Origin of the sequence: Kitasatospora sp. NPDC059817, from assembly GCF_042731835.1 — a bacterium.
In the GTDB taxonomy this organism is placed as follows: Bacteria; Actinomycetota; Actinomycetes; order Streptomycetales; family Streptomycetaceae; genus Kitasatospora.
This window is the reverse complement of the sequence record NZ_JBHWIR010000177.1, coordinates 2,246-15,616: the sequence shown is the minus strand read 5'-3', so window position 1 is coordinate 15,616 and position 13,371 is coordinate 2,246. Positions and strand designations below refer to the sequence as shown.

The window sequence follows — 13,371 nt, the reverse complement described above, 5'->3', positions numbered from 1 at the left end:
CCCTCCCCCCGCCCCGCCCCCCCCCCAGCGCGCGCGGGCGGGGTGGCGCGGGCGCGCCCCCCGCGCCCCCCCCCCCCGGTGCTCCGAGCCCGCTCCGCACGCCTCCGAGCGCCGGGCCCGCTCGGAACCCACTCGCGCGCTCACTCCACCGCTTCCAGGCCCGGCAACGGCCCGGGACGAGGCCCGCTGGGCGCCGCCGGCCGCCGCAAGCGCGGTGTCCACCAGTTGAGTTCACCGAGCAGGCGCATGGTGGCGGGGACCAGCAGCATGCGCACCACGGTGGCGTCGACGGCCACGGCCACCAGGACACCGAGGGCGATCTCCTTCACGGTGACGACGGGGCTGGTCGCGAAGGCCGCGGCGACCAGCACGATCAGGGCCGCCGCGGCCGAGATCAGCCCGCCGGTGCGCCCGAGGCCGGTCACCACGGCGCTCGCGTTGTCCATGCCGCCGCGGTGGAGCTCGCGGATCTGCGCGATCAGGAAGAGTTCGTAGTCGACGGAGAGCGCGAAGACGAACATCAGCATGATGGCGGCCTCCAACCCGCCGACGTACCCGGTGGGTTGAAGGCCCAGCAGCCGGGCGCCGTGGCCGTCCTGGACGGTCCAGGTGACGGCCGCGAAGGCGATGCCGAGGGACATCGTCGTGGTGATGACCGCCTTGAGCGGGACCAACAGCGACCGGAACGCCAGGAAGAGCAGGCCGAGCGTGACCACCAGCAGGTACCCGACCAGTGCCGGGAGCCTGGCCTTCAGGGTGTCCAGGACGTCGACGTTGGCCGCGGCCGGTCCGCCGACCAGGACGCTGCCGCCGTCGGGCGGGTCGAGCGCCCGCACGGCGCGCACCAGTTGCCCGGCGGCGGGAGTGTCCGGAGCCGCGTCGGTGCTGACGGTCAGTATGGCGCTGTGCGCGGTGCTGACACGCAGCCGGACGTCCTGGGCGCCCGGCAGTCCGGCGAGCCGCTGCTGCCAGCGGGCCAGTGCGGCCTTGCCCGGCTGGCCGCCGATGTCGTCCCGCAGGTGGGCGACGACCTGGAGTTGGTCGAGCGCGGCCGCCGGGAAGTCCTCGTGCAGCTGCTCCTGTGCTCTGCGGCTGGCCGCCCCGGCGGGCAGGGTCCGCTGGTCGCTCGCCGCGAGGTGCAGGCCGACGACCGGGACGCTCAGCACGGCGATCACCGTGACGGCGGCGGTGAGCCAGGCCCACGGGTGCGTGACGGCGCTCCGGCCCAGCCGGTACCAGAACCCCGTCTCCTCGCCCTCCGCCCAGGCACGTCCGAGACCGGCCCGCCCGAAGCCCGGCAGCCGGACGCACCCGGCCTCGACGCCCGGGCCGAGCACGGCCAGTACGGCGGGCAGCATGGTGAGGCTGACGGCGCCGGCCAGCGCGACGGTGACGGCGGCACCGATGCCGAGGGAGCGGGTGATGGGGAACGGAAGCAGGGTCAGGCCCAGGACGGCGAGCGAGATGGCCGTCGCGGAGTAGAGCACGGTGTGCCCGGCGGTGGCCATGGTGGCGGCCACGGCCCGGTGCGGGTCGCCCCGGTGGCGCAGCTCGCGCCGGAAGCGGACGACGACGAACAGGGCGTAGTCGACGGACAGCCCGAGAGCGATCATGACGACGACGTTGCGGGTGACGTAGCTGACCGGCACCAGTGGGGCGAGCACGCGCAGCACCGCGAAGGACAGCGTGAGGCTCGCGCCGGCCACGGCCAGCGGCAGCAGGGCCGCGGCGAGGCTGCCGAAGAAGAGCAGCAGCAGCAGGAACAGCAGGGGGAAGACGTAGAGTTCGGCCCGGGTGAGGTCGTCGTCGACGGTGCGGTCCAGGTCGGCCTGGAGCGGTACCTGCCCGGCGTAGGAGACGGTGAGTCCGTCGGCGTGCAGCAGCCGGCGCAGCCGCTCGTAGGAGGCGGTCTTGGCCTGGTCGCCGGTGCCGGCCAGTCCGACGACCACGCAGGCCGCGTGCCCGTCGTCGGAGAGGAGTTCCCGCTTGCCGGTGTTCCAGTAGTGCTGGGCACCCGTCAGCACGGATCTGGGCACCTCGGCGAGCGCGGTGCGCACGGCTTCGCCGAACTCCAGGTCGTCCACGGTGAGGGTCTCGCTGCGGAAGACCACGATCGTGCTGGTCCCGCCCGCGTTGTAGTGGTGTTCGATGGCTTCGATCGCCCGGCCGGACTCGGCCCCGGGGTTGGTGAAGCCACCGTGGGACAGCCGCGCGGGCAGCCCGGCCCCGACGACCGCGGCGACGGCCAGTAGCAGGGCGGTGGTCCACAGCACCGCCCAGCGGTGGCGGGCGACGAGTGCGCCGAGCCGGGCCCCGGTGCCGTCGGGCGGCGCCGGGGCGGCTCGGACCACGCCCGTCCGGGGGTCAGTCCCGGCGCAGGGCGAGGACGACATTGTGGCCTCCGAAGCCGAAGGAGTGGCTGAGCGCCGCGTCGATGCGCTGCCGGCGCGCCGTCCCGGTGACGCAGTCGATGTCGAACTCGGCGATGTCGGGGGTGAGGTTGGCGACCGGCGGTACCAGCCCGCGCTCGATGGTCAGCACGGTGAGCGCCGCCTCGATCGCGCCGGCCGCGCCGAGGCTGTGGCCGAGCACGCCCTTGGGGGCGGTGACGCTGGGCTGGTGCGGCAGGGCGCGGGCGATCAGGCCGGCTTCGGCGGCGTCGTTGAGTGGGGTGGAGGTGCCGTGGGCGTTGACGTGGCCGATGTCGCCGGCGCCCAGGCCCGCACTGCGCAGCGCCGTGCGCAGCGCCTGTTCCACACCGGCGGCGCCCTGGGGCGGCGCGGTCGGGTGGTGGGCGTCGTTGCTGGCGCCGTGTCCGGCGAGCACGGCGCGCACCCGGGCACCGCGCGCCCTCGCGTCCGCGGCGCGCTCCAGGACGAGCACGGCGGCTCCCTCGGCCAGGACGAAGCCGTCCCGGTCGGCGGCGAACGGCCGGGAGGCGCCCGGCACGTCGTGCCCGCGTGTCGACAGGCTGCCCATCCGGTGGAACCCGGTCGCCACCAGCGGGCTGAGGGCGGCTTCGGCGCCACCGGCCAGGACGATGTCGCAGGACCCGGCGACCAGCAGGTCGTGGGCGATGGTCAGCGCCGTGGCACCGGAGGCGCAGGCGGTGGCGCAGGCGAGCGTGGGGCCGCGCGCGCCGAACTCCTGGGCCACCTCGCCGACGGCCATGTTGCCGATGACCATCGGAATCACCGTCGGCGAGACGTGGGCCGGCCCGCGCTGGTGGAGTCGGCGCAGTTGGTCCTCCCAGTGCGGCGCGCCGCCGAAGCCCACCCCGAGCACGACGGCGACCCGGGCGCCGTCCCACCCGCCGGTGTCCAGTCCCGCGTTCTGGACGGCCTCCCGGGCCGCGAGCAGCGCGAGCTTGCTGAACCGTCCGATCCGCCAGGCCTTCTTGCGCCCGACCGCCGTGTCCAGGTCCATGGCGGGGATGCGGCAGGAGAACGCCACCGGGGCGGCGTCGAGGTCCGGGTCCGGTGACGCGGTGGGCGTGCCGGCGCAGACCCGCTGCCAGGTCTCCTCGGTGCCGAACCCGGCCGGGGTGACCAGCCCCAGGCCGGTGACGGCGATCTCGGGGCGGTTCACGCGACGGGTTCGGTCGCGTCGCCGAGCCGGGCCTGGACGATCCGGGCGACGTCGATGAGCGTGCTCTGCCGGTCGGCGTCCTCCTGGCTGATCAGGATGCCGAACTCGTCCTGGAGCACGAAGGCGAACTCGGCCAGCGCGAGCGAGTCGACGTCCATCTCCTCGAAGGTGGCGTCGGGGCTGACGGCGTCGGCGGATACGCCGAACCGCTCGACGAGCAGGGTCTGGGCGGTGTCGCAGACGTCGTCCACGGAGAGCGTCGTGTCCATAGCGGTGGTTCCTTTCCGGAGTGTGAGGGGGCGGGCTCAGCCGCCGGTGGTGCGGTGGTGACGGGTCAGCTCGGCCATGGCCTGGTCGAACGTGGTGGGCGGCTCGAAGCCGAGGTCGCGCCGGGCCGACGTGAGGTCGAACCAGTGCGGCCGGGTGAGCTGGTGGAGCAGGAATCGGCTGAGGCCGTGGTCGGTGTGGCGGCGGAGCACCGTCGTGGTGGCGTCGGCCAGGACGGCGGCGGCCAGGGCGACGGGGTAGGGCACCGGGCGCCAGCTCGCGTGGCGTCCGGCCGTGGCCAGGAGCCTGGTCACCACCTCGCGCAGGGACCGCGGTTCGCCCTGGGCGATGAAGTAGGCCTGCCCGGCCGCCGGGTGGCCCGGTCGCAGCCGGTCCAGCGCGAGCAGGTGGGCGTGGGCCGCGGTGGCGAGGTGGCAGGTGTCGACGAGGTTGGTGCCGCGGCCCGGCATCAGCAGTCGCCCGCCTTCGGTCGCCCGCAGCAGGGCGGGCAGGAAGTGCGGGTCGCCGGGCCCCCAGATCAGATGGGGGCGCAGCACCGTGGTGGCCAGGTCCGGGCCGTTGGCGGCGAGGACGGCCGCCTCGGCCTCGGCTTTGGTGCGGGGGTAGGCGGCCGAGTGGCGCCGGGGCCCGGGCAGGGACTCGTCCGCTCCCGTGACGCCCTCGGGGGTGAAGGCCACGCTCGCGGTGGAGGTATAGACCAGTTGGCGGATGCCGAGGGCGCGGCAGGCGGTCAGGACGTGCCGGGTGCCGTCGACGTTGACCGCGCGGTACGGCTGCTCGGGCCCCCGGACCCCGGCCAGGGCCGCGTTGTGGATCACCGCCTCGCACCCGGCGAGGGCTCGCCGGGCCGTATCCGGGTCGGCGATGTCGCCCAGGTGCTGACGGACCCCGAGCCGCTCCAGCTCCGGACTCCAGCGGCGGTTCAGCGAGACCGCCGCGTCGCCGCGCCCGGTGAGGCGGCGGCACAGCTCCAGACCGAGGAAGCCGCTGCCCCCAGTGACCAGGACCCTCATCGCCCGCCTCCCGGCACGCCGCCCGGGCGTCGTCGGCGCAGCCGGCGGCGGGCCCAGCGGGCGAGGCGGTCGCGGTCGACGCGCGAGTTGTGCCTCGGGTCGGTGGGCAGCCGGCGGTGGAGCAGGACGGTGGCGATCCGGTGGCCGCCCGGCACCGCCGACAGGGCGTGCCGAAGCCCCTGGAGGACGGCCGTCGCGGAGTTGGCCGCCGAGGGCGCCAACTCCACGCAGAGCACCGGCCGTTGACGGCCCGCGGGCCCGAGGCCGATCAGCGCGGTGCGGCCGATGCCGGGCACCGCGTCGGTGATCCGCTCGACCACCGCGGTGTCGAGCACGAACCCGGCTCCGTGCACCCGGTGCGCGGAGCGCCCGAGGAACCACAGCCGGCCGCTCCCGTCGAGCCAGCCGAGATCGCCGGTGCGGTGCAGCACGTCCTCGCCGGAGCCGACCTTGGCGGCCGCGTTCGCTCCCGGGCGGGCATGGTAGGCCAGGCTGACCTGCGGGCCACCGACCGTGATCTCCCCGTAACCCCCTTGCGGCACAGGCCGGTTGTACGACACGGGGCCGACCGGCACCAGGACGTGGGCCGTGATGCCGGGCACCGGGCGGCCCAGGCAGACCCCGCGGTGGGCGTGCAGCGGTTCCGCGTGCGCGGCGGCCAGTTCGGTGCTGTCGATCACGCTGACCGGCAGGCACTCGGTGGCGCCGTACGCGCTGAGCAACGTCGCGTCCTCCGGCAGCGCCCGGCGCAGCGTACGCACCAGCCGTTCGGACGGCGGGGCACCGAAGGAACAGGCCAGCCGCACCGGGGCGAGCGACACACGGCCGTGCTCGCACTCCCCGGCCAGGGCCCGCAGCACCGCCGGGGAGGCGCACACCACCGAGGCGAAGTGTTCGGTGACGGCACGCGCCAGGTCGGCGCCCCGGGTGCGGGCCGGTCTGAGGTGGTTCACGGCCGGCACGACGGTGGTGGCGCCCGTGGCGGGCCCGAACAGGGCGAAGGGCAGGAACCCGGCGAGCAGTACCTCCCCCGGGCCCAGCCCCAGCAGCCCGGCGATCGAGCGGACCTGGGCGGCCAGTTGCCGGTGCTCGTACTCCACGCCTTTGGGCACTCCGGTGGAGCCGGAGGTGAAGGCGATCAGCGCGAGCGAGGCGGCGGGCGGCGGGCTCGGCCACGACGGCTCCGACCGCTCCGGCTCCGGGTCCGGCCGGCGCGCGCGCCACGTGCGGCCCGTGAACAGCGAGACGGTGACGTGTGGGCGGGCCCAGCCGAGCAGCAGCCGGGCCAGCTGGGCGAGCGGGTCGCCGATGAACACCTCGGGCCGCGTCTCGTCCAGACAGGCCCGCAGCGCCGGACGGGGCAGCGCCGGGTCGATCAGCACCGGCACCGCACCGAGGGCGAGCAGCCCGTACACGGTGGTCACCAGGTCGTACGGGTCGCGGGCCATCACCACGGCCTTCTGCCCGGCGCCGACGCCCGCCTCGCGCAGTTCGCGGATGCGCGCCCGGCAGGCGGCCTCCAGCGTCGCGAAGTCGACGGTGTGCCAACGGCCGCGCGGAGCGGGCCAGACGAGGGCGGTGCGGTCCGGCTGCAGGCCGGCCCAGCCGGCCAGGTGGGCGGCGAGCGTCTCCGGCCAGGCGTCCTGCTCCCGGGTGGCCCCGGGGACCGCGCTCACCACCGCAGGGCCATGACGCCGAGGCTGGTGCCGCTGGCCAGGCCGAGGATCCCCACCAGGTCGCCCTCGTGCAGCCGGCCCTGCTCCTGCGCGAGTGCCAGTTGCAGCGGGATGGTGGCGGTGGCGACGTTGCCGTAGTGGGGGAAGGTGGGGATCACGGACTCGGCGGGGATACCGGCGCTTGAGCAGAGGTCGCGGGTCATGGCTGCCGAGGGCTGGTGGACGCAGAACAGCGCACAGTCGGCCACGGAATCGACCAGTTCGCCCGCGGCCTTGAAGGCCTGTTCCCGCAGCTCCGCGAAGGAGGCCGTCAACGCGGCGTCGTCGACCTCCAACTCGTGCATCCGGCCGGTGGCGTACGGGCTGCGCAGTACCGCACTCGGCCACGCGGCCGGGTTGGCGAAGAAGCGGCTGCCGAGGATGCCGGGCCGTTCGCTCGCCTCCACCAGCACGGCCGCCCCCATGTCGCCCAGCGTGAGACTGGCCAGCGCCGATGCGAGCCGGCCGCGGTCCGGAATGCGCCAGCGGGTCAGTCGGCTGGGCGTCTCCCCGGTGACCACCAGCACCCGCCGGTAGGAACCGAGCCTGATCAGCGCGTCCACGCTCTCCAACGCGCTGAGCACGCCGTTGCAGGCGTTCATCAGATCGAAGACCGGTGCCGTGACACCGAGTTTGGCGGCCACCACGTTCGCGGTCGCCGGCTCGTCGAGGTCCTTGGTGATCCCGGTGTAGACGAGCAGGTCGATCGCCTCGGGTGGGAGGCCGGCGTCGCGCAGGACGGCGGCACCCGCCCGGGCCGCCAGGTCCGAGGGCAGCTCCCCCGGCGCGGCCACGCACCGCTCGCGCAGCCCGAACATGTGCTCCAACAGTCCCGCCGGCAGCGCGGCCCCTGGGCTCTGCCGGCGCAGTTCCTCCTCGATCTCGCGGGAACTCTGACGGGCCTCGGGGACATGGACCCGCACGAGACTGATCCTGCTGTGGGGCGAGGGCATGGGTACCTCTCCGTGATGGTTCGTCATCGCGTGGACAGGAAGCGCCGAAGCGGCCCGGTCAGGGACTCGCCGGCGTCCTCCAGGACGAAGTGGCCCGCGTCGGCGAAGGCGTGCACCTCGGCGTGCGGGAGCCTGCGCCGCCACTCCCGTAGGACGAGCGGGGTGAACACCGGGTCGCGCAGGCCCCAGCCGATGAACACCGGCAGCCCGGCGAGGTCGGCGCTGTCGCCGCCGGGATCGACCAGGGACCAGGCGGGGTCCTCGCCAGCGCGCGGGATCTGCCGCAGGAAGTCCCGCACCGCGCGGCGCTGCCACGCGCTGCGGTACGGCCGCAGGTAGGCGGAGCGGACCTCGGCGGGCAGCGGCCGGACCACCCCGACCCGCCGCGCCGCCCGGGGGAAGACGTTCAGCAGGTGCGCCGCCTCGCCGAGCGGCCGGACGTCGCGCAGCAGGGCCAGCGATCGCGGCAGTCGGTAGCCCTCGGGCCAGCGGAAACCCACGCTGTTCAGCACGACCAGCTTCGTGACCAACCCGGGGTGCCGCCTCGCCCAGGCCAGGCCGATCGGCCCTCCCCAGTCGTGTACCGCCAGGGTCCAGCCCGCCGACGGCGCCCGACGCTGCTCGATCAGGTGGGCCGCCAGCGCGTCGAGGTGCTCCAGCCGCTCCGCGAGCGGAATCGGACCGGCACCGGTCCTGCGCTGGGAGAGCCCCATGCCCAACTGGTCCGGCACGATGCAGCGGAAATCCCCGGCCAGCGCGGCGATAATACGCCGCCACAGATATCCCCACGTCGGGTTTCCGTGCAGCATGAGCACGACGTCGCCGGATCCGTGGTCGACGTAGTGCAGTCCGGATTCCTCCTCGCGCCGCCAGTACTCCCTACCCGGAAAGCCGGGCAGGAGGGGTCGACTGGGCAGCATGGGGTTCTCCCCTTGTCCGTCGGGCGGCCCGACGGGCCAGCGCTGAAAAGGTCTGCCGCAGAACGTAACCCGACGCCGGGGGAAGACCCGGCAAGCACGCGCCGGTATCCCCCGACTGCCCGATAGTAAAGATTGTTCACGATCTTCAGTAGCAAAAAGACAACGCTGGAGGAGTTCGGCCGTGCGCTGCGACAGTCGGATCAATATCGCACCGTAAAGGCGAATCCAGCCCCGCTCGGATCGCACGGAGCCCCACTGGTGGTGATTCTGGCAGCAGCAGTTCGTACCTAAACAAAGGAGAGCATTATGGGAGCTCGACCCACCGCCCCAGGCACACCGTCCGGGCCGCACACCAGAAAACTCTCGGTCCGGCGGTGGCGTCTCGCGACCGTCCCGCTCGCCCTGGTCGCCACAGCCGCCGGTGCCGGCCTGCTCTTCCAGCAGGCCGCCCCCACCCCGGCCGCCGCCAGCGAGTCCACCGGCCACCGCGACACGCTCCTGACCAAGCTCACCTGCTCCGGGCAGGCCGTCGGCACCAGCAGCGCGCCGATCACGAACACCCCCGCAACCGTGTCCCTCTCCTGGGTCGGCACGTTCGACGAGTGTTTCGCCGAGAACGGCGGGCCCACGAACGTCCTGTCGGCGACGTTGACCTTCGCCGGCACCGGCACGCTCTCGTGTTCCTCCCCCAGTACGTTCAGCGGCACCGAGACCATCACCTGGTACAGCGGCCTGAACCAGACCGGCAGCGTCGTCGGAACCTCCACCGTGACCACCAGCGGTGACCAGGACGTCGAAGGCGACCCCGCGCACGGGGACATCCTCAACTCGAGCAACGGCACGGTGTCCCTCGGCAGCAAGGTCCTGCCGCTCGCCGGCGTCCTCGCCACCTTCGAGCCCACCAGCGACATCAGCCACTGCTCCAACGGCCTGAGCAGCCTCACCGCGAAGCACGACGCCCAGTTCTCCGCACTCCTCTGACCCTCAGCGGCCCGACTTCACAGAACAGGAACACCATGCCCTCGTACTCCTGGGACTCCGACCCCGTGCCGACGCGGGAAGCAGCGCCGTCCAGGCCCCGCCGGTGGCGCCTGGCCGCCGTCCCGCTCGCCCTGGCCGCCCTGGCCGCCACCTCGGCCGTGCTCCTCCAGCAGCCCGCCCCCGCCTCGGCCGCCGACACGCCGGTCGTGACCGACGGGGCCAACGGGGCCAACGGGGTCGCCGAAACCCGGGCCAACCCCCTGCTCCGGCTCCTGTGCTCCGCGGAGGGTACGGTCAACAGCACCCAGGCGATCACGGACACCCCCGCCGCGGTCGACCTGTCCATGAACGACGGCGCCATCGACAAGTGCCTGACGAAGAACGGCGGCCCCGCCCTGTCCGCCGGATCGGTCTCCGTCACCGGGTCGGCGACCCTCTCCTGCAAGCAGGTCGGCCAGCTCACCAGCACCATCGTCGTCGACTGGGTCGACGCGAACGGCAAGCCGGCCGGCACCTCCACCATCAACACCTCGGGCATGCAACGCGTCGAGGGCGACCCCTCGAAGAACCAGATCGCCAACAGCCTGAACGGCACGGTGACCCTCGGAAGCACCGTCCTGCCCGGCGCCACCGTCACCGGCACCCTCTACCCCGGGGCCGACATCACGGACTGCGACAGCGGGACCATCAGCAGCCTCCCGGAAAGTCGAATGATCATGCGCTTCAACCTCTGAGGCTCCCTCGATACCCGGCCGGGGCGCGGCATGTGGCGCGCCCCGGCCTCGGACGATCCGGGTCCGAGACCTCGCCCCACCCTGATCTCCGGCGGGAGCGACCCCGGGTCAGCTCGGGGAGCCGGACCAGATGACGTCCTTGCGCAGCCGCCCGAGACCGTAGTCGAACTGGACGGAGAACCGGTCGCCCGCGCTGCCCGGCAGGGCGTACGCCGTCAGACCGGTGGCCTCCTCGCCCGGGGCCAGCGAGCCCTTGAGAATCTTCATCCGTCCGCTTCCGTCGATCAGCGTGAAGACGAGGTTGCCCTTGGCGTCCCTGATGGTGGGCAGCCCCGAACCGCTGAGCGAGACGTCCTCCGACCCGGTGTTGACGACGGTAATCCTCACCTGGATGACCTTGGCGTTCTTGGGCGTCCCCGACACGCTGTCGCTCGGAACGTACGGCGTCGGCGCGGCCATCGTGACCTTCAGCCCGTCCCCGTACGTGTAGGACTGACCGAACGACAGACGCCGGGCCCGCTCGTCCGCGGCCGTCGTCTCCTGCTCGGCCTCGACCCTCCTCCGCTCGGCCTCGATCCGCTCCCGCTCCCTCGCCACCCGCTCGTTGTCGGCCCGGGTCGCGGCGTCGGCGCGAGCACGCGCGGCGTTCTCCTCCGCCCGCCGCTCCTCGCTGGCCGCCTGCACCCGCGTCACGACGAACACCCCGGCGCCGACCGAGACCAGCAGGCCGGTGATGCCCAGGATCACGCCCGCGAGCGCCATCGCCCGGTTGGTCGCCAGGCCCTTGCGGACGTAGCCCAGCCCGATGGCGCCGAAGACCACGGCGAGCAGGGCCGGCAGCCAGGACAGCCAGAAGAAGATGACGGCCAGGCTGAGGACGCCACCGACGATCCCGAGCACCATGGCCGCGGTGCCCAGGCCGTTGCGGGGCTGCGGCGCCGGCATCGGGTACGCGTACGGCGGCCAGTACGGGACGTTCGGAGCCGCGGCAGGGGGTGCGGCAGCGGTGGCGGCGGGCGCCGTGGCCTCGCCCTGACCCTGACCCGGGCTCGGCGCCGCCCATGCGTTGGTGTCGGCCGGCTCCTCGGCGGACCGCGGGCTGTCGGGCGGGGCAGGAACGGTCATGCAAAATCCTTCAGGCACTTGAGATGATGAGCGGCTGTTCAGCCTCGACGCCAAAGGATCTCCTGATCCCCCGACGACAGCGACCCGATTTCCGCGAAGCGACCACCACCCCAGGCCGGACCCGCACGTCGACACCCCGGGACGGGACACCGACGGGGTCGGCGGGTGATCAACATACAGGTGCCCGGTGACAGCTCCGACGTCGCGGTGCAAGCTCAAGCGAGCAGCTGTTCAAGCCACCTGAAAGGGGAACACCCGCCATGGCCACCAGGACCGCACTCGTCACCGGGACCAGCCGCCCGGCCGGACTCGGCTTCGCCGTCGCCCGCGAACTCGCCGGACAGGGCCACCACGTCGTCCTCACCGCCCGCGACCACTCCACGGCAGAGCCGCTGGCCGACCGACTGCGCCGGGACGGGCACGCGGCCACCGCCCTGCGCCTGGACCTGTCCGACCCCGTCAGCATGCACGAAGCGGCCGACCACCTCACCCAGGCCTTCGGCCACCTCGACGTCCTGGTCAACAACGCCAGCGCCATGCCCGACTTCCAGGTCCTGTCCGCGATGGAGGCCGACATGGATGCGGTGCGCACCGCACTGGAAGTCACCGTGATCGGCCCGTGGGCCCTGACCCAGGCGATGCTGCCGCTGCTGACCGCCGCGCCCGCAGCCCGGATCGTGAACGTCTCAAGCCTGTCCGCCCAGCAGATCGCCACCGGCCTCGACCTCGGCGCGTCGCTGCGCGCCCCGGCCTACTCGATGGCCAAGTACATGCTCAACGCCCTGACCACGGTGCTCGCCCGGGACCTGGCGCACACCCCGATCCTGGTCAACGCCGTCGACCCCGGCAACACCGCCACCCACCCCGAACGCGGCGACGACGCAACCGACCGCTCTGCCGCCGAAAGCGCCCGCGACATCGTCCGAGCCGCCACCCTCGGCGCCGACGGGCCCACCGGACAGCTGTTCGGCAACGGACGACCCGTTGCCTGACACCACGTTCAAACCGCGCCCACGGTGGACTCTCCGCGCCGGGCGACAACGTGCACCCAATCCCCGGCCTCAGTCGCTTCAGTCCCTGTCGCCACCCTGACCTGCGTAAATACGCAGCGACCAAAGCGACCAAAGGGACCGGACAGCCCGGACAGCCCGTGGAAGCCGACAGTCGCTCGACCCGCCCTGGACGACTCCAGCCGCGAGCGCCCGAACACCAGGTCCCTGAGCGAAGACAGTCAGAGCCCGAGTGGAGTCGGGTCAGGGGGCCGTCGAGGGAACGAGGTGGTCGAGTCCCTGGGCGCTGCCCGTCGCGGCCTCGATCGAGCGCGGCAGCATGATGCTCTCGTAGGCGCGGACGGCGTCGTCGACGCCGGGTTCGGTGGCGAGGGCGTGGGCGAGGTCGGAGCCGTCGAGCATGGCGAGATTGGCGCCCAGTCCGACCGGGGGCATCAGGTGCGCGGCATCGCCGAGCAGCGTGACGCCGGGAACGTGCTGCCAGGTGTGCGGGGCGGGCAGGACGAACAGGGGCCGGCTGACGAACCCGCTGTCGCTGTTGCGCAGGACGTAGCGCAGGCTCTCGTCCCAGCCGTCGAACATCCTCAGCAGGTGCGTCCGCACGGCCCGCCTGTCGCCGAGGTCGACACCGGCGGCCGTGTGCCAGTCCTCCGGCACGCGCAGCGCTATGTAGGCGCGGATGTGGCCGTTGCTGTTGCGCTGGGCGACCAGGGACCTGCCGACGCCCTTCACCAGCATCGAACCGTTGCCGACCAGCCGCGCGAGGTCGGGGTGGCGGGTGTCGCAGTGGTCGAATCCGGTCTCGACGAAGGTGACACCGGTGTAGCGGGGTACGGCGGGCGACAGGGCCGGGCGGACGCGCGACCAGGTGCCGTCGGCGCCGACCACCAGGTCGAAGTCCTCGGCGGTGCCGTCACCGAAGCGCAGCCGGCAGGTGCCGTCCGGGGGCGGGGGGGGCCCCCGCCCGCGGCGGGGCCCCCGCCCCCCCCCCCCCCCCGCTCGGGTCACCTGCCAAGCCCCCCCTCTGACACCGGGGGTCTCTCC

The 13,371-nt window shown here is 73.4% G+C and carries 12 protein-coding genes; 3 read left to right on the top strand and 9 right to left on the bottom strand.

What is annotated here, in order from left to right; translation table 11 throughout:
* Positions 1-140 precede the first annotated feature (140 nt).
* The 7 genes from ACFV61_RS28615 to ACFV61_RS28585 are packed head-to-tail and all read right to left on the bottom strand — an operon-like array spanning position 141 to position 8,477.
* Positions 141-2,351 carry an MMPL family transporter gene (locus tag ACFV61_RS28615; protein WP_380494713.1) on the bottom strand — a complete coding sequence of 737 codons (2,211 nt, stop codon included), beginning with the start codon at positions 2,349-2,351 and terminating at the stop codon, positions 141-143.
* 13 nt (positions 2,352-2,364) lie between these two features.
* Positions 2,365-3,588 carry a beta-ketoacyl-[acyl-carrier-protein] synthase family protein gene (locus tag ACFV61_RS28610; protein ID WP_380494711.1) on the bottom strand — a complete coding sequence of 408 codons (1,224 nt, stop codon included), beginning with the start codon at positions 3,586-3,588 and terminating at the stop codon, positions 2,365-2,367.
* Positions 3,585-3,857 (bottom strand): acyl carrier protein, encoded by a 273-nt coding sequence (locus ACFV61_RS28605; RefSeq protein ID WP_380369315.1) that lies wholly within the window; start codon positions 3,855-3,857, stop codon positions 3,585-3,587. The genes ACFV61_RS28610 and ACFV61_RS28605 overlap by 4 nt, the downstream gene beginning before the upstream one ends.
* A 36-nt stretch (positions 3,858-3,893) precedes the next feature.
* Positions 3,894-4,889, bottom strand: a complete 996-nt coding sequence (locus ACFV61_RS28600) for an NAD-dependent epimerase/dehydratase family protein (protein ID WP_380494709.1) — start codon at positions 4,887-4,889, stop codon at positions 3,894-3,896.
* Positions 4,886-6,565 (bottom strand): AMP-binding protein, encoded by a 1,680-nt coding sequence (locus tag ACFV61_RS28595; protein ID WP_380494707.1) that lies wholly within the window; start codon positions 6,563-6,565, stop codon positions 4,886-4,888. The genes ACFV61_RS28600 and ACFV61_RS28595 overlap by 4 nt, the downstream gene beginning before the upstream one ends.
* A complete protein-coding gene (locus tag ACFV61_RS28590; protein ID WP_380494705.1) occupies positions 6,562-7,527 on the bottom strand; it encodes a 3-oxoacyl-ACP synthase III family protein in 966 nt (321 codons plus the stop codon). Before ACFV61_RS28590 ends, ACFV61_RS28595 begins: the two co-directional genes overlap by 4 nt.
* A 53-nt stretch (positions 7,528-7,580) precedes the next feature.
* A complete protein-coding gene (locus ACFV61_RS28585) occupies positions 7,581-8,477 on the bottom strand; it encodes an alpha/beta fold hydrolase (protein ID WP_380494703.1) in 897 nt (298 codons plus the stop codon).
* 306 nt (positions 8,478-8,783) lie between these two features.
* Here ACFV61_RS28585 and ACFV61_RS28580 point away from each other — a divergent pair, with 306 nt between their 5' ends.
* Both ACFV61_RS28580 and ACFV61_RS28575 read left to right on the top strand, forming a co-directional pair.
* Positions 8,784-9,458 carry a hypothetical protein gene (locus ACFV61_RS28580; protein WP_380494701.1) on the top strand — a complete coding sequence of 225 codons (675 nt, stop codon included), beginning with the start codon at positions 8,784-8,786 and terminating at the stop codon, positions 9,456-9,458.
* A gap of 35 nt (positions 9,459-9,493) precedes the next feature.
* Positions 9,494-10,192, top strand: coding sequence for a hypothetical protein (locus ACFV61_RS28575; RefSeq protein ID WP_380494699.1), 699 nt, complete (start codon positions 9,494-9,496; stop codon positions 10,190-10,192).
* 108 nt (positions 10,193-10,300) lie between these two features.
* Here the strand turns inward: ACFV61_RS28575 and ACFV61_RS28570 are convergent, their stop codons facing one another.
* Entirely contained in the window at positions 10,301-11,317 is a 1,017-nt protein-coding gene (locus tag ACFV61_RS28570) for a DUF4190 domain-containing protein (RefSeq protein ID WP_380494697.1), read from the bottom strand.
* Between the two features lie 260 nt (positions 11,318-11,577).
* On the opposite strand from ACFV61_RS28570, the gene ACFV61_RS28565 reads away from it, so the two are divergent.
* Complete coding sequence (locus ACFV61_RS28565; RefSeq protein WP_380494695.1) at positions 11,578-12,309, top strand: SDR family NAD(P)-dependent oxidoreductase; 732 nt, start codon at positions 11,578-11,580, stop codon at positions 12,307-12,309.
* Between the two features lie 261 nt (positions 12,310-12,570).
* Here ACFV61_RS28565 and ACFV61_RS28560 read toward each other — a convergent pair whose 3' ends face one another.
* Positions 12,571-13,335 carry an FAD-dependent oxidoreductase gene (locus ACFV61_RS28560; protein WP_380494693.1) on the bottom strand — a complete coding sequence of 255 codons (765 nt, stop codon included), beginning with the start codon at positions 13,333-13,335 and terminating at the stop codon, positions 12,571-12,573.
* Positions 13,336-13,371 lie beyond the last annotated feature (36 nt).